Origin of the sequence: Nostoc sp. T09 (genome assembly GCF_002154695.1) — a bacterium.
Lineage (GTDB): Bacteria > Cyanobacteriota > Cyanobacteriia > Cyanobacteriales > Nostocaceae > Aulosira.
In genome coordinates this window covers 21376-47216 of record NZ_MTAV01000135.1, presented here as the reverse complement: position 1 = coordinate 47216, position 25841 = coordinate 21376, and the positions used below count along the sequence as shown (strand labels likewise).

Genomic DNA, 25841 nt, shown 5'->3' with positions numbered 1-25841 from the left:
ACGGGGTAAACAGCGGGTTTTGCTGATGAAAAAATTTCTGAAATACCTCAGTTTAGGTATATTGTCTACGATTTTGACTGCAACGCCTGGACTGGGAGCCGAGCGTATTAGTTTTTTTTACCCTCCCTTTGGGGAGTTTTCTTTATCTGCTGAATCTCTGGAAAAGTTTGCCAAGGAAGGCAAAATCAACAGTGAATTAGGATTTTACGCCAGTCGTGCTACTCCTCAACAACTTGCTCAATTACGGCAACTACTGCAACAAAGATTTGCTATCACTCCTGTTTTAGTCTCTCAATTTACCTACTCACCTTTAGGTGAGGCGGTAGTGCGACGTTTAGGAGAATTGCTGCTTACCGACTCTCGGCAGAATGGTTTTTATGCGATCCGTGCTGCTTTAATTTTATCTGCGGCCGATCCAGAGGGCTTAACAGTTGTAAATTTGTTGCGTAAATACCCTAGCGAAAGTTTGCGGTTGAATTTTTCTGAGGGGCTACAGATAGTTAATAGCTTGTTAGAGTTGGGCAAAGCCAAAGATCAAATTTTTGCGTCTATCAAACAACAGACGAGTGCAGAAACTACTAATGCCAAGGTTGACTTCACCCAACAGCCAGATTTGCGATCGCCGGGAACTTTCAGATGGCAGATCACTAGCCTAAAACTCAATGACAATTCCCGGAATCGCAGTCTACCAGTTGATGTCTATGTGCCGCAAACATCATCGCAAACCACAGGAGATACACCTAAACCTCCCTTTCCTCTAGTTGTAATTTCTCATGGTGTCGCTTCAGACCGCTATGCCTTCGTATACTTAGCTGAACATTTAGCATCTCACGGTTTTGCCGTTGCTGTATTGGAACATCCTGGTAGTAATGCTGAACGCTTTCAGCTATACTTTTCCGGCTTGGCTGGGCCGCCAGAAGCACAAGAATTTCTTAACCGACCTTTAGATGTTAAGTTTGTACTCGATCAACTCCAGCAGTTAGATAGGACTGATCCTAATCTCCGAGGTAAACTCAATTTCCAACAAATTGGAGCGATTGGTCATTCCTTCGGTGGTTATACTGTTTTGGCTTTGGGTGGAGCAAAGATTAACTTTGACAAACTGCGCCGCGATTGCAATCCTAATAGAACTTTGAATGTATCAGTATTTTTGCAGTGTCGCGCCTATGAGTTACCTGTAGCAAATTATCCGCTTCAAGACCCTCGCATTAAGGCTGTGATGGCGATTAATCCGATTGATAGTTCGGTCTTAGGTGAAAGTGGAGTGAGTCAAATTCAAGTACCGACAATGCTAGTAGCAGGTAGTGAAGATATTTTTGCCCCACCAGTAGCTGAACAGATTTACCCTTTTACTTGGCTGCCTAACCCCAACAAATACTTAGTTTTAATCGAAAATGCTACACACTTTAGTGCGATCGCTGAACCAACTGCTAACAATGATGTGTTACCTGTACCAGAGGCATTGCTAGGACCAAACCGTGCGCCTGCTTATTCTTATATCAAAGCCTTAAGTCTAGCTTTCTTAGATACCCATCTTTTAAATCGCTCCGAATACCGCTCATATTTGCAGCCATCCTATGCCCAGTACATTAGTCAGGCTCCTCTCAATCTCAGTATTTTACAGTCCTTGACAACAGAGCAGTTAAAACAAGCATTGAATGGCTTAGATCCCCAACCAACAGTACCAGCACCAAAACCAACTCCTACTCCGTCGCCGTGAGGGGGATGAGGGGAGCCACTGCGCCCTTGCGGGTTCCCAAGGCAATCCTTTGGGCGGCTTTGCAGACACTTGGTTTAGTTCACCAAAGTATCCGTCCGTAGATAACAAGGAAGTTGAAAGCTATTCTTTATAATGAGATTTAGACTATGTTATTCATCTATGTCTCAACTCCCTACTTTGCAAGCAATTATTGAGTCCGTGGAAGCTCTCTCAGAAGATGAGCAAGATATACTATTTGACTTGATTTACAAACGCCGCATTGCTAAACGCCGCCAAGAAATTGCTCAGAACGCTAAGGTAACAATGCAAGCCGTCAGCAATGGCACTGCTCAGAGAGGTACCGCCACTGAACTGATGGCTAGTGTATTTGGGGATGAGGAATGAGGGTGTTAATTTTCGATGAAAGTTTTCGCCGTGCCCTTAAACGCCGTTGTAAAAATCGTCCTCAACTTCAAGCCAAAGTTTTAACAACCCTAAGTCTGCTTGAGATTGATCCATTTTCCCCTACCCTCAAAACCCACAAGCTGCAAGGCGAACTTCAAGATCTCTGGTCTTGCTCTGTGGAATATGACTTTCGGATTGTCTTCTATTTTCAGAAGTTTGAGGATATGGAAGAAGAGGCAATAGTCTTAGTTGATGTAGGTACGCATGATGAAGTCTACTAATATCAAGTTCGGATAATCACTTATTATTAAAATCTCCGCGTCCTCCTCCGGGTTTGCAGTTCCTTCAACGGAGGGAACCTCCGCAACGGACTGCTCACCGCGTCTTTGCGTCAGCCCTAATGATAAGTCTTCAAGCGAACATGATATAACGTACCGCGAATTTGCTATACATTACAACAAATTGAATATTTTTTTAATCAGATAAAACCTGAAATATGCGCCCCAGTAAAATAGATTGACTGCTAATAATAGTCCTTTACTCCAGTATGAGCGCATGGTGGGAAACAGATATATACTTGCCATCAACACTAATGAAATTTCTACAAAAGCTACGATCCCGCCGTAATGGTTGCGATCCCAGTAAGAAATGGGGCTGATAAAACGGTAATCGCTAAAGGGAAAAAAGTGCCGATGGGCATCGTTGTTGTGGACTGGTAAATCTAAAAGTGAGTGCAGCACCATACTAATAAACCCAACTTCTATGACTTGCCAATTGAGAACATGGGCAATTATTACCCCAATCAGTGCTAGAGGAATGGAGTGAAAAGTACTGATAATTGCTTGCCAAAAGGGCTGATAGTAAACCTCTGACCAAATCTGATGTGACGGCAGACGATACACGAACTTCATCAAGAAGTAAAACACAAATATTGGTACATCAGGCAAGATTGCGCCCAGAAAAATTGCGTGGCTTGCCTGATTGCGCATTTGTTGGCTGAAAACAACCAGATTGAGAATGGCATGGCTGGGAGTATTCATTACTTGGATTTAGTAAATTTGCTGACATAAATCATTACTGCGATGTTTCCAAAACTATATGTACAGTTAATGTCTAAGCGATGACGCAAGCTGTCACAATTGGGGCTAAATAGCTGATTTTATTGAATTAATGCCAGCAATTTACACCGATTGTCAAGAAATTTCTATATTGCTCAAGTAGTATTAATCAAAACTTATCCCAAAAATCTTGCCTATATATATACTGGTTGTAAACAAGTATTAAGAAATGCTTATTAATAAATGTTGCCATACCTTGATTAAATTGTTAACGTGTGTATGACAACTAGCTGGTGAATGCTCTGATGAAGGAGATGTAAAAACCTATGAGCTATATCCATTCAGCCAATTGAGGAAATGGTTGAGTTTTCGATAGAAAGTGAGAAATTTCTGCTGTTTAGAGAAAATGAGGGATTGTAGATTAACGCAGAAATATCTCCTTGTGAAAGGCTTAGTTTTGATTTGAATTACGATTACTAATTTGTCTTACCCTCCGGATGCGAGAACGCGGTAAGACTGAAGATTTTGGAGGTAAAAACTCATGAAGATTCAAGGTAAGGTTGCCTTAATTACTGGGGCTTCTCGTGGCATTGGGCGTGCGATCGCTCTCGAACTAGCACAGCAAGGCATCAAGCGTGTGATATTATTGGCACGCGATCGCCAAAAGTTAGCGGAAGTAGCCGCCCAAATCGAGGCGATGGGAACAGCCGCTACAATCGTACCGATAGATTTAACTCAAACAATTGAAGTAAATATCGCTGTTGCTCAACTTTGGCGCAATTATGGCCCGATTCATTTACTGGTTAATTGTGCGGGAGTAGCATACCAAAATTCGTTTTTGCAATCTAAACTTCCCCAAGTTCAAGAAGAAATCTCCATAAATCTATTGGGGATGTACAACCTAACTAGTCTGGTGGCTCGACGTATGGCGAACCACAGACAAGGAACAATTGTCAATGTGTCCAGCTTGATGGGTAAAATAGCTGCACCCACAATGGCAACTTATTCAGCTACCAAGTTTGCAATTTTAGGATTTACGCAAGCCTTACGCCAGGAACTAGCGCCATACAATATTCAAGTGCAAGCATTACTGCCTTCGCTCACAGACACAGACATGGTGCGAGGCTTTCAATTATTTCGCTGGGTGATACCGACGACTCCCCAGCAAGTCGCACAAACTTTTGTAGCTGGGTTGCAAAGAGATTCACCAGAAATTTTAGTTGGATGGCAAAGTCATCTGGCTGTTTGGTGTCAGCGCCTTGTACCTTGGTTGTTAGAGCCGATTTTACAAATGGCAACTCCGCCAGCTTTTAGAAGCAAACAGCCTAACCTACTGAGCACACTTACCCAAAAACTTAGCCTGATAACACGCGATTTGCTTTTATCGAGAAACATGGTTTCTTTTGTATCTGCACGTAAGTAGAATACAGGAGATAACTGCTGGAGATCCCCGACTTCTACCCTTCGGGAAGCCACCCTCCGGGTGTCTACAAGAAGTCGGGGATCTAGAGAATTAAGATATACCTCGTTTCGGAGCAACCAGAAATGCTGACATTGCCTCATACTCTCCCCGCTTTGCCCGAAATTATAGATGGCTTACCGAATATTTCTGGTTGGGAAACAGAGGTTCTCTCGGTAGTGAACCATGATGCACCAGTATTTTTACCAAAAACAAATCTCCGTTTAGAAGATATTAACGCTGGATTTGCGATCGCCTTACATATGCACCAGCCAACTATACCTGCTGGGTATGATGGTGGATTGATTAGCAATCTGCAATATATGTTTGATCATCCAGGCGAAGGTGATAATCACAATGCCGGGCCTTTTGCCTATTGTTACAGCCGCATGGGAGATTTCATTCCCGAACTCGTCAGTCAAGGTTGCAATCCTCGCGTCATGTTGGATTACTCTGGTAATCTTTTTTGGGGACTCAGGCAAATGGGACGCAGTGACATTATAGATAACCTCAAGCGCATCACTTGCGATCCCACCTATCAACCTTATGTAGAGTGGCTGGGGACAATGTGGAGTCATGCTGTGATTCCTTCCACTCCCATAGCAGACATTAAATTGCAAATCGTGGCATGGCAACAGTATTTTGCCGCAATTTTTGGTTGGGAAGCATTAGCCCGAGTTAAAGGATTTTCTCCACCAGAAATGCACTTGCCAAATCATCCTGATACTCTATTTGAATTTGTCAAGGCACTCAAAGAATGTGGATATCGTTGGCTACTGGTTCAAGAACATTCTGTAGAAACAATTAGCGGACAACCTCTTAGCTACAAACATTTACCACACCGTCTAATTGCCCGTAATTCTCAAGGTGAGACAATTAGCATTACCGCTTTAATTAAAACCCAAGGTTCTGACACTAAATTAGTTGCTCAGATGCAACCTTATTATGAAGCCAAAACCCTATCTAAACAACAAGTAGGAAATGCATTAGTACCTCCAATTGTCAGCCAAATAGGAGATGGAGAAAATGGGGGTGTGATGATGAATGAATTTCCCAGCGCTTTCAAACAAGCTTGGTGGGATATGGTGAATCATGGTGGTGGAAAAGCAGGCGTAGTCGGAATGTGTGGTACAGAATATATGGAATTAATAGAAGCTGCTGGCTGTAAAGCTGAAGATTATCCCACTTGTCAGCCAGCAGGACAACATTATATTTGGGAGCGAGTTTCACCTGATAATGCTCAACCTGAAGCTGTAGAGAATGCCATTCTAGAATTAAAGCAAACTAACCCCAATTTTCATCTAGATGGAGCTTCATGGACTAATCACATAAGTTGGGTGAAAGGATACGAAAATGTTCTCTCTCCGATGTATCAATTAAGTAGTTCATTCCATGAAAAGGTGGATAAATTATTAGTTAATTCAACAGCAGAATCGATAACTAGACAATCCAGTTACCGCAATCTTCTTCTACATAACTTATTACTGCAAACTAGTTGCTTTCGTTATTGGGGACACGGTACTTGGACTGACTATGCCAGAGAAATTTACCAACGTGGGGAAAATTTACTGCAAGCGACATTGTAAATAATGTAATTTTGATAAAATTAGAAGACCGCCATAAGCATAGTAAACAAGTGTTTTAGCTTGAACTCTCAAACATATTTTTTCTTTAAATATGTGTAAGCAACCTGTGCAGCTAAAAAAATTCGGTGGTCTTCTAGAATCTTAATATAGACGAATATTTGAGCAGTCAGTTTATATGAATCTGCAATTTGAGCAAAATTGCAGATTATGACATACAATCAAAGGTAGACAAAAGCGATAACGCTACACGTTGCGAGGCAGCCAATTTGGATGCCAAGGAAATTTTGAATTTATATGCAGCCAGTAAAAGAAATTTTAGGCAAGCGGATTTGAGAAAAATAAGCCTAATTAAAGCCAATTTCAGGGAAGTAAACTTTACTGGATCAAATTTGAACAATTCAAATTTAGGTAGTGCCAATCTAAATTGGTTGAACCTGAGAAGAAAAAATATCACAGGCTTAATCTAAGTGATACAAAAATATCCAATGCTGGAATGCACAAAGACAATTTAATTTCAGCAAATTAGTTTTTTGAATTTTGCCAATTACTTTAGTTATTAGATGAAAAAATTTGCTTGTTGGTTGAGATGCAGATTATTTTGCTGATGACTATAAGCACTATTTTAGCGTCTAGGCTTCTAAGCCTTAATCAAAAGTAACTGAAACTTTCACTAGCAGCTTTTTTCTCAGCTTACTAGTGAAGCAGCTTTATGGAATTCTGAGCAAGCAAATATAATTTTATTTTTTTGGAGGAGGCTGTTAATGAGTTTAATCATGAAGTCAATTTTAAATGCAGACTCTGAAGCTCGCTATCTCACACCTGGGGAGACAGAACAGATTAAAGACTTTAGCACAAATGGTGGCCGTCGTCTGCGCCTTGCCAAAGTTTTAACAGAGAACCGCGAGCGCATTATTAAGCAATCTGGGAACCAACTATTTCAAAAGCGTCCAGATATTGTCTCGCCTGGTGGTAACGCCTACGGACAGGAAATGACTGCGACTTGTCTGCGGGACATGGATTACTACCTGCGCTTGGTAACTTATAGTATCGTAGTTGGTGATGCCACGCCGATTCAAGAGATTGGTGTTATTGGTGTCCGCGAAATGTACAAATCTCTTGGTACTCCGATTGAAGCCGTTGCTGAAAGTATCCGTGCGATGAAGAACTTTGCCACTTCCATGATGTCTGCTGAAGATGTTAGTGAAGTTAATTCTTACTTCGACTTCATAATCGCTGCTATGCAGTAAGGTAATAATCTTTTGCGGCTATAGCTTTCTGTTAATAGCCTCGCAAAATCTTTGATTTATTCGAGACTAAAGCCTACAAGAAATTGAAAAATTTGGAGTCATATTGATGCCAAACACAACAAAAGTAAAACAGTTGAATTCAGAGCAACGCAATGCTTGGTTTGGAGGTTTTACTCCTCAGGTGGAAATTTTGAACGGTCGCCTAGCAATGATTGGGTTTTTAGCCATCATCTTAATTGAAGTATTTTCTGGTCACGGCTTTCTGCACTTTTGGGACATTCTGTAATTTGAAGATATCTGGACTGGAAAATACCTGATTGGCAATCTAGCCATTTTACTCATTAATTTATTTGGAGAAAAATAATGTCGAAAGAACAAAAGGGTAACAGAGAAGCTAAGAAACCCAAAAAAGATCCTGATAAAAAAAAGGAGAAAAAAGATCCAAATAGATATGATGGTTAAGCTGATAAATGTCATGAGCTTTCGCATCTAGCACCAAAAATTGCCAAGATGTAACCAGAGCAAACTCTAGCGATCGCCCATAGTTGATCAACAAACTATGAGATAGTGAACTTATCGCTAATCTAAGGTGCGATCGCTAATCCTATCTTTATCAAAGAGTATTGTTTCCCAGTTTAATTACAGCAAGGGTAATAAGATTTCAAATTCAGTACCCTGGCCAAGTTGCGATCGCAATTTTAATTTACCTCCATGTTTGGCAGTAACAATTCGATAACTCACAGCTAAACTAGTTGTTTTATCAGCCCTTTTCTCCATCGAGAAAGATTCAATAATTTGCTGTTGTAACTGCTGAGACATACCAGGACCATTGTCAGCAATGCAAATAGAAATCCAGCGAGAATCTGGCGCTCCTGATTTAGTTGCTTCCTGGGAAATAATTTTTGTAGTAATCTCAATTCGTGGTTTGTCAATACTGTTTGTATTTTCTGGATGAAACTGATGCCGCACGATCTCATTCAGCAAGCTATCTATAGATTCACTAAAAATATTCATTAATACTTGGCTCAATTGCCCCATAAAGCAATAAACTGGTGGCAAGTGTCCATAGTTTCTAACTATCTCAATTTCTCCTTGAATCCGACTATTAATTAATAAGACAATACTATCTAGACAAGCGTGTAAATCTCCTGGCTTGGGATAAACGTCATCGATATGACAGAAGTTTTGTAAACTAGTGACGAGTTTTTTTAATCTTTCAGCCCCAGTACGTATACTAAGTAGGGCTTTTGACAAATCTTCTTCTAAAAATTCAAATTCAATCTCTTCTTTAAGATTATTGATGTAATTGAAAGTACCAGATGACTCTTGGTCATAAGCTGCTATAAGTTTGAGCAAGTCCTGGCTATAGTTAGAGATATAAGTTAAGTTACCCCAAATAAAATTCACGGGGTCTAAAATTTCGTGTGCCACTCCATCTACTAAACGTCCCAAACTCGCCATTTTATCATTTTGAATCATTTGGGTTTGGCTGCGTTCATAGCGCACTTGAGTTTCTATGCCGCGAATTTGCCAAGAAGCAAGATTCAGTTCGTATATATCTAACAATTTATAAGTATCAGATGCAGTTTGTACCACCACCGGTTCTGCTACAAGTTCAGGCGATCGCCTTAAGGTAAGTTGCATCGCTGTCAAAACTGGTGTCGTATCTGGAAGCTGCAAAATTGATGTGCGTGCATAGCTGTAGAGCATACTCAATGGTTCTCGGAAAAACAACTCTTTTCCGTAGGGACGAATCCAAAATTCTAGCAGTCGTCGCCGCGAAATCATCCCGATGAACTTTCCCTGTTCTCGTAAGATTGCGCCTGGTAGCAAAGGGTACTTTTCAAAAATTCGTGCAACTTCTATAGCGGTACAGCTAAGTTCCACTTGGAAGTTGTACATTGACAGTTCCTGGAGAGTTGACTCTAAACCGAGATCGCGATCGCTACCCTGAGATAAAAGTGGTGGTGATATTTGGGAACTGAAATCTTGTGGCACTGGAGACTCTTAACTTTGTATAAAATCTGGCAATCAATAAGCTAACATTTTAGCCTCTGCTCGCCTTTGTTCAATACCTAACTTGAGCTACAGTAACTCAGCACTACGGAACGTATTATGTTAAATATTTGTCTAGCAACTGGCTCTAGGATGAAATGTTGCTAAAAATTAAGAAAATTCAGGATCGCTGGCTAATAACATTGCTCCCCAAATGTTTAAAAACTGTGAAACCTTTATAAAAATGCGTGGAAGTCAACACACTAACTAACAAAATTGCAGTAAGTATAAACATAGGGAATTAAATATAGTACATTAGGTGATTACCCTATATAATTGGAACCATTTAACAAGACAGATATTCTTAAGAATGGTAATTGTCAGTATATCCACCCAAGTAAACATAATTAACTTTAAGCAACTATGGCTTTTTAGTGCGGAAGCGCTAGTATAAACCCCAGATCAACTTTTGGCTTAAATGAGCTTAAATTGCCTCCATCTGCTTTTGATCCCCATTTCGATAGAATGACTAGGCATAATCTAAAAACTCCAAACCGCTTTTGACTGCGACACCCATGAATCAACTGAACAATGGTTTCACCCTATTTCTGAGTCTGCTAGTCGAGGCGATGCCTTTTTTGCTTCTGGGAGTTTTATTCTCCAGTGTGCTGCTATTTTTTGTAGATGAGCGCAAACTGGTAGAAAAAATGCCCAAAAATCCACTATTAGGAGCTTTATTTGGTAGCACAATCGGCTTCTTGTTTCCGGTGTGTGAGTGCGGTAATGTGCCGGTGGCGCGGCGCTTGCTGATGCAGGGAGTACCCACACCAGTGGCAATTGGTTTTTTGCTAGCAGCGCCAACAATTAACCCGATTGTGATTTGGGCAACTTGGACGGCGTTTCGAGATCAGCCAGAAATAGTGGTATTACGCGTCGTATTTTCTTTACTGATCGCGACAATTGTTGGTTTTGTTTTTAGTTTTCAAAAAGACTTGAGTCCCATTGTCCAACCAGCGATCGCTCGTTACCTCAAGTTTAATCCCCCAGCACAGACTGAACCGACACGCCGTGGACGACGTTATCAAACACAACAGGATACAACAGGTTCTACTTTGTTGAAGTCTGGAACTTATTTACTGGGAGGAAAAGCTAGCTTAACTACGCGAATAGATAGTAATTTAATCCCAGGAACCACCCCATCATCTCCTGGTAATAAACCCCTCTCAGATAAACTGCGTTTGGTAGTAGATAATATCGTTCAAGAACTACGGGAATTAGGCGGAGTAATGGTTCTCGGAAGTGCGATCGCAGCTACAATTCAAGTGCTAGCACCAAGGGAAGTAATTCTCAGTCTGGGTGCTGGCCCAATTAGTTCAATTGTGGCCATGCTGATATTAGCAGCAGCAGTGTCAATTTGTTCTACAGTCGATTCATTCTTTGCCCTTTCTTTCGCCTCGACTTTTACTAGTGGTTCCCTGTTAGCTTTTCTAGTCTTTGGTCCGATGATTGATATCAAAGGTATTGGTTTGATGTTATCAATTTTCAAAGCAAAGGCTTTATTTTATCTATTTGCTTTAGCAGGGTTACTAACATTTCTGTTTACCTTATTCTTGAATTTGCACGTTCTGTAAATTAATTAGTCAAAAGTCAGTAGGGACGGGTTTTATGAAATATTCAGTTGGCAATGAGATCTATCGATTAAACTCGCCCCTACAAGAAGCAATAAGCAATAGGCCAGAGTCCAATGACAAAGGACAAATGACAAATGACAAATGACTCTTTACCCCTAAATTCCAACCCAAATCCCAAATCCAAACTCCGAAATCTGTTAATGCCTTGGCTGGATGTTTGGGCAATCATAGCTTGGGGAGTTTTAATCTTAAAATATTGGGTGAGTGGCAAATTGAACTTATTGATTCACCCCGATTATTTTTGGTTAGCAATTTTGGGTGCTATTGGTTTGTTAATTGTGGGTTTTTTCAAGGCTGGGCAACTTTGGCAGCGACGACCTCGAGATGAGGCACCCAACCCCCAGCATTTAACTTTATTTCCTCCTGGTTGGGGTAGTGCTTTGATGTTAACCGCAGCAATTTTAGGATTAACAATTACCCCCCGTGTCTTTGCCAGCCAAACCGCCCTCGACCGTGGTGTGACAGAGTTAGTCGCTGCAACACGCGCCCAACCTCAAGCATTTCGGGCTACCATTCGCCCAGAGGAGCGATCGCTCGTAGATTGGGTACGCACACTCAATGTCTATCCAGAGCCGGATGCATATACTGGACAAAAAGTCAAGGTGCAGGGATTTGTGATTCACCCACCAGAACTAGGAAAAGAATATTTGTTCTTGGCCAGATTTGTCATCACTTGCTGCGCCGCAGACGCCTATCCCGCAGGATTACCCGTAAAACTTCCAAACACCAGCAATCAATACCCAGCGGATACTTGGCTGGAAGTAGAAGGACAAATGATCACAGAAACTCTCTCAGGTAAACGCCAACTCACTATCGCTGCTAATTCCCTAAAGAATATTCCCCAACCCAAAAATCCTTATGTTTATTAGTCATTGGTCATTAGTCATTAGTATTTACCACTGACCAATGACAACTGACAACTAACAACGGACACCTGTAATGACTAAATCTAAAGCATTTATCCAACCACTCGATCGCGTGGCGATCGCATTGATGCTGTTGCTGAGTTTGCTGATTGGGTTGGTGATCTGGCAAGGTGATGCAGTAAAGCCAAGGGTACGCAACTTCACCTGGCAGAACCAGCAAATTGGCTCAGAAGATGTATCCTTCACTCTGACCTTTAGCCGCCCAATGGACACGAAAAGTGTAGAGGATAACTTGAAAATTGAGCCGCCTCTAGCCGGGAAAGTAAGTTGGGCAGGGCGGCGGATGGTTTATACACTTTTGACACCCGCACCCTACGGCACGAATTATAAAGTCCAGTTGCAGGGAGCGAAAGACCAATTTGCCCGGAAAGAAGGCAAAAACAGGGGAGTTCAGGCTTTTACAGGTAACTTTCGCACGCGCGATCGCGCCATTCTTTATATAGGAGTTAATCCAGAAGAACAGGGGCAGTTAATTCTCTACAACTTGACCCAAGAGCAAAAAAAGGTACTTACCCCCAAAGATTTGATTGTTATGGACTTTGAGCCATTTCCAGATGGGGAGAAAATTTTATTTTCGGCTCGCACTAGTAAAAACCAAGACTTACTTTCGGGTCAGCTATACACAGTCACAACAGGTATTGCTAGCCAAGCTAGTGAACAAGCACAAGCCCCAGGTAGAGTTGACCTAATTTTAGACAGTAAAGACTACCAAAACCTCAAATTTGACTTATCGCCAGATGGGCAAACAATTGTCATCCAGCGAGGAAACAAATCTAATCCCGGCGAGTTTGGGCTGTGGGTGATGTCAACAGTTAGCGATACATCTGGAGAAAAACCCACTGCTAAACCCCTAAAAAGTCAACCTGGGGGAGATTTTATGATTACACCTGATAGTAAAGCTGTGGCAGTTGCCCAAGGACAGGGAGCCGCAATTCTACCTCTTGTGGGGGATGCTAGTAAACCCTTAGACTTTTTACCGCAGTTTGGGTTAGTTCAAGCTTTCTCTAAAGATGGCTCGCAAGCAGCAATGGTCAAGTTTAATACAGATTACACGCGAGATTTATTTTTAGTGACTAACCAAGGGATTCAAAAACCCTTGTTAAAAACAACAGGCGAAATTCTCAATTGCCAATTTGATCCGTCCTCTCCCACCCTTTATTGCTTGCTAACACAGTTAGTATCTAAAGAACAATACATAGAACAGCCTTATTTAGTAGCAATCGATCTGAAAACGGCACAACAGAAACCACTGTTGGTACTGCCCATCGCGCAGCGAAATGTGCAAATGAGTCTGTCGCCAGATGGTTTAGGCTTATTATTTGACCAAGTAGTAGCCCAGCCACCTACTGCACCAGTATCTAACAGTCCTTTAAAAACTGATGATGGAGAAGCGATCGCTACTAGTAGCCTATGGTTAATGCCTCTAATGCCCATCGCTGATACTACTACTGTTGAAATTAAGCCAGAGAAGCTTCCCCTTGACGGATTCGCTCCTCATTGGCTGCCCTAACAAATTAAGCCAGAGAAGCTTCCCCTTGACGGATTCGCTCCTCATTGGCTGCCCTAACAACTCAAATTCTCACCTTCCTGCACCGCTTTCCCGATTTCTCAGATTATTTGCAGCTGAGGGCAGGCTGTTTGCTAAATTAGATACAGTGCTAAAACTTCCCTAGTGCATGACTTCGTGCAAGTCAGTTATTACTTAATAACTATTGATTAAAATCAAGCAGGATCGCACCTGTAATCAGCATCTGAACTGGTTTTCCCGTCATCCTCATGTTGGCGGGGAAGAACCTTGTAATGTTATAACGTCATCAGTTCTAGATGCAAAATGGGGAACACTGAAATCAATGATTAATTACTCATGCTGGAGGAGCAGCTACACTTGGCTTCTAGAGTAACTCTCCCCACGGCTACAGCCAGGGACTTCTCAGGTTTCCCCCAGCTACTCGCGTCAATGCCGATTCGGACACAATCGATAAGCAATGCTAATGCCAGCACTGCTGAACAATTTTAAGCAGGTGGGTCAAGAGTGATGAATGAAGCTGAACCCTCAAACAATGGGGCTTTTAGTGAATCCTTAAATTCTGCTAATTCGCCACAACAAGAGCAGGCGAATTGTCCGTTTTATGCTGTTGTGCCTCATGACAATATGGCAATTCAAAAATTGCCACTTCTTCAGCCAGCAAAAGACGAACAGCGTGAAACTCAAGTTCCAGATATCCCAATAGATGCAACTAAGCAGGACTGGGTTGCTGAACCTGATATTAAAAAGCAAGCCTTGATAGATTCTGAATTTCAGAAACTGCTGACATTGAATGAAGAATTGCGTTCAGCTAACAATGGCTTGTATGAACAGGTAGAAAAACTCAAAGATGACTTAGCTGGCTCAGAAAAGGCTGTGCAGTGGCAGAAAAAACGCGCTAGCGTCACCGAGTCAATGCTCAACCAACAAACTCAGGAACTGGCCGCAGCTCAAGAACAAATAAAATCTTTATTCCAACAATTAGAAACTGCTGTACAAAACGTTCAGCGTCAAGAAATTTTCATTGAAACTTATAAAGCACAGTTACAAATTAGCCAACAACGCCTTGCCCAATTAGAGAGGGAATGTTCGCTACTGCAAACTAACTATGGTGAACAGTCTCAACAGCTATTGCAGTCAGAAACTTCCTGTCGAGAGTTGCGTACTAGGCTAATGCGGCAACAACGCCAGACACTACAATTTAAAGCGGCTCTGGAAAAGTGTTTGGAGACACCTGTCCCTGGTGACGATTCCTTAGAAGATACTGCAAGTCATCCCCGCGATAAAAATACTAAGCAATCAAGATTCTCAAAAAAAGCTCGGTCTTTGTTTCCTAATGCACAGCCAATTAAACCTTGGTCAGCAGAACCAGAATCTTTAACTGATAATTTAGATACTTCCCGGAAGGAATCTTCAGCACAACCCTCACATCATAAAACTGAACCTCCTACTACTCCATCCTCGCCTTGGGATTGGCCAGGCCGGGAAGACAAGTCAACCCCAGCACAACCAGATACTTTACCAGAAGCCGTTCCACTTTTAGAGTCATCCCAGATCATTGACGATTCTCCTACTCAGGCTGAAGTAGTTTCAGCTTTAGGGTCATCAAACATTGATGAGCAAATCGATAACCTCATCCAAATGTTTTTCGCCTCTCAGCCAGCATCTATATCTTCACTATCCGCTATTGAGCCAGATGTAGATAGCAATCAAGCTGATGATGATGTATCTATTTGGGAAACTTCGGCAACAACTGTTGTAGATGATGAAGAACCAAACGCTGTAACGGAAACGCAGTATGCAAACGAAATCAATTCCTCTATCAGTTGGGTAGTAAATAACGCTTCATCAGCTAACAAATCATCAGCGTCCCCAACTTCACCGATCGCTCAAACAACTGTAACAGTAGAAAATGAAGACTATTGGTCAGAAATTTCTCAATTGAGTCAGGTTGATTTGCCTTTGGCAGATGTAGGTCAAGATTCATCTGATGACTCTAATACCGACAATAAATCACCCTCACCAGTAATTTATCCCAAACGTCCACCCAAGGGGCGCAAGTCTTTGGCATCTGTGGAGTTACCAAATTTTCGTCAGAAAAATCAGTAGTCAAGGGGAGCCAGTGCACTGCGCGGGTTTCCCGTAGGGTAGCAACTGGCGTTCAAGGGTCAAGGGTCAAGAGTCCAATGACCAATGACCAATGACCAATGACTAATTGAGAATTCTCGCTTCTGATTTTTGAATTGTGTCTTCTTTGTTGACTTTTACTAGCTGATTTGGCGATCGCGGTTTACCTGCGGTGATAGCGTAGTTAATAGCTAATAGTTGCAACCACAGTGACGGATTGCGGGGTTCCAGCCAAGGACTTATTTGATTGAGAAACCGGGGAAACCAACCACTTAGCACAGCACTGACGAGGGCATGACGACTAAAGTTAAAATAATTGCCAAGCCATCTTACTAAATCCCTCGGTCCGGCAAGTTCCCAAATCCACAATAGCAGGGCAGGGTTTTTACCTGCTGCTTTGATTGCTAGGCGGTTAAAGGTTAACCAATCGCACCGATCCTTAATGAAATTATCTGCTACCTCTGGGGGTTCATCTGCCAATAGCCCAAAGAAGGTATTGAGCATAGAGTTGATTCTTTGGGGTGGCAAAAATTTACCTGTTGGCACCATCATGCCTTTAGAAAATAGCCAAGTCACAGAAACGTTACTTTGGTAGGCACGAATTCGGTTTAAGTGGCGGAAACTCAACAGGTTATGCTTAAGGGCGGTATCCAAAAGTTTTGTTAGGCGTTCTAAGTTGCGTACTAGGGAACCAAAGCCAGTAAAGACAAGGGGAGACTGGAGTGATGCGGCGTCACCAATCGCAATTAAGCGGTCAAAAGCAACTGTGCGATCGCTACTTCCTACACTAAAATGCCCTGGTATATAGCCGAAGGTCGGTTTTTTCCATACCAGTTTATCTACATCGCACCGCCGATACTCTGGCAAAATCGTGAAAAAGTCCTCGTACATCTCTAACAAGGAACCAGGATTTTGCGGATGGACTTCGTGGTAATGAAACAAATAAATTGTTAATTCTTCTTCGATTCCGGGAAACAATTCCCAAATTAATTGTCTCCCACGAGAAATATCCCCGTGGCTGTAGAGAACGTCTCCATACTGCGAATCCCAGACTTGGGCTTCAAATCCCTTGTCAATTACTGCCCCCACTGTAGGACATACGCTATCAAAAGCCCGACCACCATTTAATTGCCAAGCAATTGGGGAGGCTGTACCCATCGCATCTACTAGCAGTCGTCCGCTTACTTGCTTTTCTTGTTGACTAGGTAAATGCTTGACAGTAATTAAAACTTGAGATTGGTCAATATCTGCACGCAAAAACTCTGTTTCATCCCAAATTTCACCACCTGCGGCGCGCATCTTTTGACCGCACATTTGCAGCCATTTATCAGAGTCGAGAGCGATATTTAAAACTGTAGGAGTATGCAAAACAGGCGATCGCAATTTAGCTGGATTATTACCATCAAAAAATTTATTAAACCCGTCTTTATACTCGCGCGCAATCACAGTTTCTAGTTCGCTATTAGTCACCAAACCTAAATTAACTAAGCTTTGGAGTTCATCACGAGAAATATTCCATTCCCGGTTCATCCGCCCAAAGGGCATTCGTTCCACTAGTAGGACTTTATATCCCAATTTCGCCATAACAGCTGCATGAATGGCACCTAACGCGCCGCCAATGTAGATGATGTCGTAGGTAGGGGATGAGAGAGATGAGGAAGACACTACTTTCTTATCTCCCCTGCTTCCCTGTGCCCCTGCGCCCCTGCTATTTGAGAACACCACCTGACGGGGCTGCTGCGGATTGCGTACACCTTCACGCCATCGTTGCTCCCACCAATAGGCTCGTTTTAAGTCGTATTCCCCATTGGGCATTTTCTGAAAATATTTGACTGTAAGGGGGTAATAGGGTGCTAGGGCTTCAAAAATCGATTGTTGGGATAAATCAATTGCTGGGGGTTCAGGGTAGTTAAGAGGAAAGCGGCTTCTGATGTCAGCAATCAGGCGGTGTATGATTTGCCCTTCTTGGGGAAAGGGTTTATCTGCCCAACGGAACACTTTTAAATAAGTAGTTCGCTGCACCGACCAGACAAATATTGAAAGTTCCCTCGGTAAATTTTCGGAAATAGCCATCCCAGCAGTTGTAGTTTCAGCAGTTACTCTGAGGCGAAATCCGTCTGGAGTGATTATTTTTTCACCAGTTCCCGGTTGAAATTCTTCTTGCAGCCAACCGCATACAGCAGCCGTATTTGGAGTCGGAATTTCTAAATAAAGTATTTCTTTCATTGGTTTCTGACGTCTCCGCTAAATCTACTCACTAAGACAGATTTCAAGAAGGTATGAAATACGCTAAACTCCGCCCTATCAGTTGCATAAAGATTTGGTAAAGAAATTTTAATAATTTGTCAAACATATTGTTCATTCTGAATTTCTGTAAACCCACGCCATGAATTATCCCATCCCAGACAGCCCCCAAGACATTGTTGCCCTGCAACAAAGACCTGTTGATGAAGAACTAGTTGCATCTGCGATCGCCGGAGTTATTAAAATTGTGCGATCGCAGGGTCAATCTTTGGAAGAGCTAACCGCGCAAGTGCTAGCCGACGATCCCATGCTCGATAAACAGCAACGGCGCTGGCTCAGCAAATTGGTTGCTCAAGCCTGGGATAGTTTCGCGTAAAAGCAGTGCTAGCACAGATTAGTGATTGGGATGTCAGACTGTGGCTAGCGGTAGAATTTTCTTGGTATTCCCCAGATTACCAAGCAGATTTTTAAGGTGTGGGAATGATCAAAGATGCTCTATCTGGGAATGGCAATTAGGCTGCGGATGATTGATATGCAGGCGACCAGCTAACACTTTTACTCAGAAATTCTTGTGTTTTCAGCTTTCGACTTCTGGGTAGAGATAAATACGGGTTCCGTTTGCGAGTGCAGCAACAAACCATACTCCAATCCTTCTACTACAGCTTGATAGGAAGCCTCCAAAATATTTGTCGAAACTCCTACGGTGGTCCAGCGTTGATGGCCATTACCTGATTCTACCAGTGCCCGTGTTTTGGCTGCTGTACCTGTGTGTCCATTAAGAATACGCACTTTATAATCTGTTAACTCAAAAGCTGCTATTTGGGGGTAAAAGTTTAACAAAGCCTTGCGTAAAGCAGCATCCAAAGCCGCCACAGGGCCATTACCTTCCGCAGCCTCCAAAATATTCTGACCGTTGACAGCTACTTTAATTGTCGCTAGAGCGCTGCTTGTTTGTTTGCCTTCAATCAAATCGCAGTGGACTTGGAAACCTTTAATTTCAAAAAACTGCTGGCGTTCTCCCAAAGCTTCGTACATCAAAAGTGCAAAACTGGCTTCGGCGGCTTCAAATTGATATCCTTCACTCTCCAAGTCTTTCATCCGTTGCAGAATTTGCCGTGCTTCTGGTTGATGCTGATCTAATTCGATACCAAAAGTCCGGGCTTTCGCTAAAACATTGCTGAGTCCAGACTGTTCAGAAATTACAATGCGGCGACGATTTCCTACTTGTTCTGGCTCAATATGTTCGTAAGTCAGGGGATTGCGTTCCACTGCGGATACATGAATACCGCCTTTGTGAGCAAATGCTGACCTCCCGACAAAGGGTGCGTGTTCATCAGGAGCCAGGTTTACTACTTCGCTGACAAAGTGGCTGGCTTCTGTAAGTTGCGCGAGCTCGTCTTCACCTATACAGCTATAACCCAACTTCAATTGTAAATTGGGAATTAACGAACAGAGGTTAGCATTACCACAACGTTCACCGTAACCGTTGATTGTACCTTGTACCATCTTCGCCCCGGACATGACAGCAGCTAAGGCATTGGCAACTGCCATATCGGAGTCATTATGAGTGTGAATGCCAATTTGGGGTATTGTCCTTTGTCCTTTGTCATTAGTCATTAGTTCTTGACAAATGACCAATGACAAATGATTGTTGACTGCTTGCACAATTTGGCTAACTTCATGGGGTAAAGTACCGCCATTAGTATCACAGAGCACTAGCCATTCAGCACCAGCTGCGATCGCAGCCTCTAATGTCTGTAAAGCATAATCCTGATTTTGCTTGTAGCCATCAAACCAATGTTCTGCATCGTAGATCACGCGCCGCCCTTGGGCACAAAGAGACTCAATCGTATCGCGGATCATGGCTAAATTCTCGTCTAGAGTCGTTTTGAGACCTGTTGTGACGTGTAAATCCCAAGACTTGCCAAAAACTGTTACCCAGCGTGTCCCCGCCGCCAAAATGGCTTGGAGCATCGGTTCAGATGCAGCAGTGGTGTTAGGGCGGCGTGTTGAGCAAAAAGCTACAACTTCTGCTTGTTTGAGCGGATCTTCCTGTAATTGCCAGAAAAATTGTACATCCTTCGGATTGGCGCCAGGCCAACCACCTTCAATGAAGGGAATTCCTAGTTGATCGAGTCTTTTGGCAATGCGTAACTTATCTTCTATAGACACTGATAGTCCTTCGCGCTGAGTACCATCCCGTAGCGTAGTGTCATAGAGCCAAAGTTGAGGTGAGGGATTTGTGGTCATAAGACTGGAACTTGCGAGACAACTTTCAAGGCTATGTGCCAACATACAACAAAAAGCCAGTTTGCTAATTCAACAATGCCTAAGCTACTAGCTAAAGAGCAAATCTAATGAGTATATGCGATCAACAAAGCAGGTTATGTTACCCAAAGACTAAGGCAAATAGTGTCCATTGCGGAGCCAACTAAAGAAGAACTTTGCTGCACAATAGTATTGAACTCTAAAATAGCGGTGTTAAGGTAATAAATTATCGCTGGGTTGGCGATGTGGTAGCTGTACAGTTAAGGTAGAAGGCGAAGTATCAGCAGCGAATCAGCGTAATTAAACGCAGCGTTCGCTTCCTCCCATTCTCCTACAACAGACCTGCGTTTAGCCTGACGTACTGACTGAGGTTTATATGGCAATCAATATCAGAGAACCAAAATCTGTCAAATTTTGGCAATTTCTCAAATAAAGTGGACAACAGTAAGGTTAATAAGGAGCAAAAAAATGGGTAGATGGACACCGCTAATTCTAATGGCTGGAGGCTTGGCGATATTGCTGGGTACATTGCTAGGCATCAACTTTCCTATGGGCGTACAAAGTGCCAGCGTTCCTCCCGGTGGTAGAACCTCAAAAGTTCTCCCAGCTAATATTAATGTTAATAGTACAGCTGCGGGTAGGAATAACGATTCTACAACTGAAAGCAGACGCAGCGTTGCTCAAAATAATACCTCGACTAACGACTCAACTTCAGATACAGAAAACTCTTCAGACACAAACACTACAGATACTCAATCCACGGACACTCAATCTACAGATACCCAATCTAGTGATGACAATCAAAACTCACAACCGATTCGTGCCTTGTGGTAGAGGTTGCTAGTCATTGGTTGCGAGTTATAAGTTATAAGTTATGAGTGATGAGTTATTAGTTATGAGTTGTTAGTTATGTACTAATGATAAATGGCTAATAATGTATGACTAATGACTAATGACTAGTGACATTTTAATTATTGGCGGCGGCGTTATTGGCTTGGCGATCGCCGTAGAACTGAAACTGCGCGGGGCAAATGTCACCGTGCTTTGCCGTGATTTTAACGCTGCTGCAAGCCATGCGGCGGCTGGGATGCTAGCACCAGATGCGGAAAAGATCACAGATGAAGCCATGTATGCTTTATGCTGGCGATCGCGTGCTCTATATCCAGACTGGACGCGCAAGCTTGAAGAACTCGCTGGTTTATCTAGTAGTTACTGGCCCTGTGGCATCTTAGCTCCTGTTTACGAACAGCAAGACCAGAAAAATGCGGCTTTGCTACCATCAGCCCGTGAATCACCTGCTTACTGGTTAGATCAAACAGCAATTGGGCAATATCAGCCTGGATTGGCAGCAGAAGTAGTTGGTGGCTGGTGGTATCCCGAAGATGGACAAGTAGACAATCGTGCCTTAGCACGCGTTCTGTGGACGGCGGCTGAGGCTCTTGGTGTTGAACTCAAAGATGGCATCAGCGTCGAAGCATTTTTACAGCAGCAAGGCAAAGTGCTAGGCGTGCAAACCAGTATGGGAGTAATTCACGCTGATCATTATGTATTAGCCACAGGTGCTTGGTCAAACGAATTATTACCCTTACCCGTGCGTCCGCGAAAAGGGCAAATGCTGCGGGTGCGGGTGCCAGAATTTGAGCCAGAATTGCCTCTAACAAGAGTTTTGTATGGGCAAGAGATTTACATTGTCCCTAGAAGGAATCGCTCGATTATTATTGGCGCGACTAGCGAAGATGTTGGTTTTACTCCTCACAACACCCCCGTAGGTATTCAAAGCCTACTGCAAAAAGCTATCCGCCTCTATCCGCAATTGCAGGATTATTCTATAGAGGAATTTTGGTGGGGATTTCGTCCAGCTACCCCTGACGAGTTACCAATTCTGGGTACCAGCCCGTGTAAAAATTTAACTTTGGCTGTTGGTCATTATCGCAATGGCATTTTGCTAGCACCCGTAACCGCCGCTTTAATTGCCGATTTGATTTCCGAACAAAAGTCAGACCCCTTACTTTCTCATTTTCACTATTCGCGCTTCCTCCCCAAAAAATCTACCTCCATGCTCACTCACTCTGCCAATTTCTCCAATGGGCATCATCCTATTGTTGCTTTAGACAATTCTCTACTCCACACTCAAGACTCAGCACTGACTATTGCTGGCAAAACCTTTCAATCTCGCTTAATGACTGGTACTGGTAAATATCGCAGCATTGAAGAAATGCAGCAGAGTATTACCGCAAGTGAGTGCCAAATCGTTACCGTAGCAGTGCGGCGAGTACAAACCAAAGCTCCCGGACACGAAGGTTTAGCCGAAGCACTGAATTGGCAGAAAATTTGGATGTTACCCAATACAGCAGGTTGTCAAACCGCAGAAGATGCAATTCGAGTGGCGCGTTTAGGGCGAGAAATGGCAAAACTGTTGGGACAGGAAGATAATAATTTTGTCAAGCTAGAAGTCATTCCCGATCCTAAATATTTGCTACCAGACCCCATTGGGACACTAGAAGCAGCAGAACAATTGGTAAAAGAAGGTTTTGCTGTATTACCGTATATCAACGCTGACCCGATGTTAGCTAAGCGCTTAGAAGAAGTTGGTTGTGCCACAGTCATGCCTTTAGCATCGCCCATTGGTTCCGGGCAAGGATTGAAGACAACCGCCAACATCCAAATCATTATTGAAAATGCTGGGATACCAGTGGTAGTAGATGCTGGTATTGGTTCGCCATCAGAAGCAGCGCAAGCGATGGAATTAGGAGCAGATGCTTTATTAATTAATAGTGCGATCGCTCTGGCAAAAAATCCCGCCGCAATGGCACGGGCTATGAATCTAGCCACAGTCGCCGGTCGTCTGGCATACCTGGCTGGCAGAATGCCTATCAAAGATTATGCCAGTGCTAGTTCACCACTCACAGGCACTATTACTAAATAGTTATCTATCATTTGTCATTAGTCATGGAAATCTTACTATTGATTCTTGACTTTTGACTCTTGCCTATTAGCTGTTCTCTGTGACTTTTTAAGAATGTAACAAATTTTTAAGTTTCGTGAAAGTGTAATATAAAGTTTATGTAACAATTAAAAAAACGATAAGAACAAGGAATTACTTCATGCCCTATACAACTGAAGAAGGCGGTCTTCTCAATAATTTTGCTCGCGAACCTAAGATTTATGCAGCAGAACCTCCCAATGCAGGGCAAAAGCGAACCTATCTTTTTGTGGGAATCGCCGCTACAGTTTTGGTTGGTGGATTGATTCTAGTCGCCTTCTCTGTCTCCCACATCAGTTGAACGGAAAGTTTTTAATACAAATTTAATTTTTCTGAGATTTCAGGTTTCCATTTTCTAGAAGCCTGATTTTTTCGTAGTGGCGTGGCAAGGCTAAAATGTTGCAATAAAAAATGTTTGTAGTTGCGCTTTAGCGCCTTCCAATAAATAAATCTAATGCACAAATTTAGGCTTGCCACGCCAGTAGTAGACTGACACGCCTAAAATGGTGCATTAAAAAATCCATTTTATCGGTGTTCATCGGTGGTTCATTTTATCTTCCCTAATGCACTAAATTAGCTGTGTCAGTCCAGTAGGGTGTGTTATGGCGTTAAGCCTAACGCACCACCAACCCAGGAACAATGGTGGTTACGCTGTCGCTAACCCACCCTACGTTAAAAAACTTCCGTATTGATTCAGCCTGAAAGAATTCTGGCAAATCTCCACTCCAATGGCTGCTACACACAGATAGTTGTCATGAGTGCGTGAATTACCGAAATGAGAAAGCAATCGCAAGGACATAAATATTTTTGAATACGCAGTTACCTCTTTTTGTAAATAAAAATTACTAAAAAATGTTCGGTAGTTTTATAAAGTTAAATACAGCACTCTAGAATGGGTAATTATAGCGGTTCTCAGTTGTGGGAAGTACAAAACCCTTCTTAGTAGCAATGTACGTCACTTAAGTAAGAACCGCTATTGTAGTCAGTACAAATGTTTCCCATTATTTGTGGTGCAACATGATATCTTGGCGTTGGTTGGTTGCCTATGGCTGTGCAACTTTATTTCTCACTAGTTGTAACAGCCCAAAATCAGCAGGAGAGATTGGTAAACTAGCAGGGGAAAGCGTAGTATTTATTAACTACACAGACCAAGCAGGACATGGAACAGGGTTTTTCATCCTAGGTGAAAAAGAAGTTTGTACTGTAATCACGGCCCGTCATGTTGTACTACCAAGTGCAAAATTACAGTTACAAACTAAAGACCAAAAAATCTGGAAATCTTTTGAAGTTAAACGCTTTAACAAACAAGATTTAGCTGTTATCACCTTTAAGCCTAATGCTGGAAGTTGCCCCTATCAACCGCTAAAGTTAGGAAATTCTGACAAAGTAAATTTAGGAGACAAAATTTATATAATTGGGTTTCCCGGTACTAGTTTAGGCAAACAGTTTGTCTCTGGGGAAGTTTCATTGATTGACAGCCAAACCGAGGGTTACGGTATTTCCTACACAGCAATAACTGCTGGGGGGATGAGTGGCGGGCCTGTGATCAATACAATAGGGGAAGTGGTAGCTGTACATGGACGTACTGATATAGAACTAGCGAGAGCATCTGAGATTAAAGGTGAAGATCCCCCACCACAACAGCAGTCTACAAAGGGTGCGAGTTCCAAAACTGGCGATGCAGTTGGTACATTCAAATGGGGTATCCCAATTAATACTTATGTAGCAAATATTGCTGAAGCTCGCACAGATAGTCAGATAGCACAAGACTTTGTTAATGAAGGTAATGATTTAGGGGCTTCTAAGCGCTATAAAGAAGCCATTGCATCTTATGACAAAGCGATCGCTCTCAAACCTGATGATGCTGATGCTTGGTATGGTCGAGGTTTTGCCTTAAATGAATTGCAACGCTACTCTGATGCTTTAGTGGCATACGACAAAGCGATCGCTCTCAATCCAGATCATGCTGATGCTTGGTATAACCGAGGTATTGCCCTAGATGACTTGCAACGCTACTCTGATGCTGTAGCATCCTACGACAAAGCGATCACTCTCAATCCAGATCATGCTGGTGCTTGGAATAATCGAGGTATTGCCCTACGAAAATTGCAACGCTATTCGGATGCTGTAGCATCCTATGACAAAGCGATCGCTCTTAAACCTGATCATGCTAATGCTTGGTATGGTCGAGGTTTTGCCCTAGATGAATTGCAACGTTATTCGGATGCAGTAGCATCTTACGACAAAGCGATCGCTCTCAAACCTGATAATGCTGATGCTTGGCTTGGTCGAGGTCTTGCCCTACGAAAATTGCAGCGCTACTCTGATGCAGTAGCATCTTACGACAAAGCGATCGCTCTCAAACCTGATAATGCTAGTGCTTGGAATAATCGAGGCTATGCACTAGAACTGTTAAAACGTAATGATGAAGCACTTGAATCTTATAACAAAGCTATTAAATTCGACCCTAATTACCAAAAAGCAATCAACAATCGAAAGGAATTGCTAGTTAAGTTATGGCGAACACCATAGGTACAAATTTCAAAATATCAAAAAAGGGTTTAGATCCCCGACTTTTTCAAAAAGTCGGGGATCTGATTTCTTATAAGTGATTTATGGAAGCAAGAA

The 25841-nt window shown here is 42.6% G+C and carries 21 protein-coding genes; 17 read left to right on the top strand and 4 right to left on the bottom strand.

Annotated elements, in window-relative coordinates; translation table 11 throughout:
- Positions 1-25 precede the first annotated feature (25 nt).
- The 3 genes from BV372_RS25435 to BV372_RS25425 all read left to right on the top strand — a co-directional run bounded on the left by BV372_RS25435 (position 26) and on the right by BV372_RS25425 (position 2385).
- Positions 26-1720, top strand: a complete 1695-nt coding sequence (locus tag BV372_RS25435; RefSeq protein ID WP_086689279.1) for an alpha/beta hydrolase — start codon at positions 26-28, stop codon at positions 1718-1720.
- A gap of 159 nt (positions 1721-1879) precedes the next feature.
- On the top strand, positions 1880-2104 hold the full coding sequence (locus BV372_RS25430) for a hypothetical protein (protein ID WP_086689278.1): 225 nt from the start codon (positions 1880-1882) through the stop codon (positions 2102-2104).
- The gene (locus tag BV372_RS25425) at positions 2101-2385 is read left to right on the top strand and encodes a type II toxin-antitoxin system mRNA interferase toxin, RelE/StbE family (protein WP_086689277.1); all 285 of its coding nucleotides are present in this window, start codon (positions 2101-2103) and stop codon (positions 2383-2385) included. Before BV372_RS25430 ends, BV372_RS25425 begins: the two co-directional genes overlap by 4 nt.
- A 171-nt stretch (positions 2386-2556) precedes the next feature.
- On the opposite strand, the gene BV372_RS25420 is transcribed toward BV372_RS25425, so the two are convergent.
- Positions 2557-3144 (bottom strand): hypothetical protein, encoded by a 588-nt coding sequence (locus tag BV372_RS25420; RefSeq protein ID WP_086689276.1) that lies wholly within the window; start codon positions 3142-3144, stop codon positions 2557-2559.
- 559 nt (positions 3145-3703) lie between these two features.
- Between BV372_RS25420 and BV372_RS25415 the strand changes: the two genes are divergently transcribed.
- From BV372_RS25415 to BV372_RS25395, 5 genes are all read left to right on the top strand, one after another.
- Positions 3704-4585: an SDR family oxidoreductase gene (locus BV372_RS25415; protein WP_086689275.1), complete on the top strand. Its 882-nt coding sequence runs from the start codon at positions 3704-3706 to the stop codon at positions 4583-4585.
- 122 nt (positions 4586-4707) lie between these two features.
- Positions 4708-6207, top strand: coding sequence for a glycosyl hydrolase family 57 (locus tag BV372_RS25410; RefSeq protein WP_086689274.1), 1500 nt, complete (start codon positions 4708-4710; stop codon positions 6205-6207).
- Between the two features lie 188 nt (positions 6208-6395).
- A complete protein-coding gene (locus BV372_RS25405; protein WP_218776768.1) occupies positions 6396-6674 on the top strand; it encodes a pentapeptide repeat-containing protein in 279 nt (92 codons plus the stop codon).
- A 294-nt stretch (positions 6675-6968) separates the two neighbouring features.
- Positions 6969-7454, top strand: coding sequence for an allophycocyanin (locus BV372_RS25400; protein WP_086689273.1), 486 nt, complete (start codon positions 6969-6971; stop codon positions 7452-7454).
- Between the two features lie 106 nt (positions 7455-7560).
- Positions 7561-7740: a chlorophyll a/b-binding protein gene (locus BV372_RS25395; protein WP_086689272.1), complete on the top strand. Its 180-nt coding sequence runs from the start codon at positions 7561-7563 to the stop codon at positions 7738-7740.
- A 353-nt stretch (positions 7741-8093) separates the two neighbouring features.
- Here the strand turns inward: BV372_RS25395 and BV372_RS25390 are convergent, their stop codons facing one another.
- Positions 8094-9452 (bottom strand): sensor histidine kinase, encoded by a 1359-nt coding sequence (locus BV372_RS25390; protein ID WP_086689271.1) that lies wholly within the window; start codon positions 9450-9452, stop codon positions 8094-8096.
- Positions 9453-10024: 572 nt separating this feature from the next.
- On the opposite strand from BV372_RS25390, the gene BV372_RS25385 reads away from it, so the two are divergent.
- The 4 genes from BV372_RS25385 to BV372_RS25370 all read left to right on the top strand — a co-directional run bounded on the left by BV372_RS25385 (position 10025) and on the right by BV372_RS25370 (position 15700).
- Positions 10025-11080: a permease gene (locus BV372_RS25385; RefSeq protein WP_086689270.1), complete on the top strand. Its 1056-nt coding sequence runs from the start codon at positions 10025-10027 to the stop codon at positions 11078-11080.
- A gap of 134 nt (positions 11081-11214) precedes the next feature.
- A complete protein-coding gene (locus BV372_RS25380) occupies positions 11215-12009 on the top strand; it encodes a TIGR03943 family protein (protein WP_086689269.1) in 795 nt (264 codons plus the stop codon).
- A 70-nt stretch (positions 12010-12079) separates the two neighbouring features.
- Entirely contained in the window at positions 12080-13576 is a 1497-nt protein-coding gene (locus BV372_RS25375) for an Ig-like domain-containing protein (protein WP_086689268.1), read from the top strand.
- Positions 13577-14101: 525 nt separating this feature from the next.
- On the top strand, positions 14102-15700 hold the full coding sequence (locus BV372_RS25370) for a hypothetical protein (RefSeq protein ID WP_086689267.1): 1599 nt from the start codon (positions 14102-14104) through the stop codon (positions 15698-15700).
- 102 nt (positions 15701-15802) lie between these two features.
- On the opposite strand, the gene BV372_RS25365 is transcribed toward BV372_RS25370, so the two are convergent.
- Positions 15803-17944 (bottom strand): NAD(P)/FAD-dependent oxidoreductase, encoded by a 2142-nt coding sequence (locus tag BV372_RS25365; protein ID WP_086689266.1) that lies wholly within the window; start codon positions 17942-17944, stop codon positions 15803-15805.
- A gap of 160 nt (positions 17945-18104) precedes the next feature.
- Here BV372_RS25365 and BV372_RS25360 point away from each other — a divergent pair, with 160 nt between their 5' ends.
- Positions 18105-18338: a hypothetical protein gene (locus BV372_RS25360; protein ID WP_086689265.1), complete on the top strand. Its 234-nt coding sequence runs from the start codon at positions 18105-18107 to the stop codon at positions 18336-18338.
- 179 nt (positions 18339-18517) lie between these two features.
- On the opposite strand, the gene cimA is transcribed toward BV372_RS25360, so the two are convergent.
- A complete protein-coding gene (gene cimA, locus BV372_RS25355) occupies positions 18518-20212 on the bottom strand; it encodes a citramalate synthase (protein ID WP_086689264.1) in 1695 nt (564 codons plus the stop codon).
- 486 nt (positions 20213-20698) lie between these two features.
- On the opposite strand from cimA, the gene BV372_RS25350 reads away from it, so the two are divergent.
- From BV372_RS25350 to BV372_RS25335, 4 genes are all read left to right on the top strand, one after another.
- Positions 20699-21064, top strand: a complete 366-nt coding sequence (locus BV372_RS25350; protein WP_086689263.1) for a hypothetical protein — start codon at positions 20699-20701, stop codon at positions 21062-21064.
- Positions 21065-21182: 118 nt separating this feature from the next.
- A complete protein-coding gene (gene thiO / locus BV372_RS38230) occupies positions 21183-23156 on the top strand; it encodes a glycine oxidase ThiO (protein WP_086689262.1) in 1974 nt (657 codons plus the stop codon).
- A 178-nt stretch (positions 23157-23334) separates the two neighbouring features.
- The gene (gene psb34, locus BV372_RS25340; RefSeq protein WP_086689261.1) at positions 23335-23514 is read left to right on the top strand and encodes a photosystem II assembly protein Psb34; all 180 of its coding nucleotides are present in this window, start codon (positions 23335-23337) and stop codon (positions 23512-23514) included.
- A gap of 716 nt (positions 23515-24230) precedes the next feature.
- Complete coding sequence (locus BV372_RS25335; protein WP_256973446.1) at positions 24231-25745, top strand: tetratricopeptide repeat-containing serine protease family protein; 1515 nt, start codon at positions 24231-24233, stop codon at positions 25743-25745.
- Positions 25746-25841 lie beyond the last annotated feature (96 nt).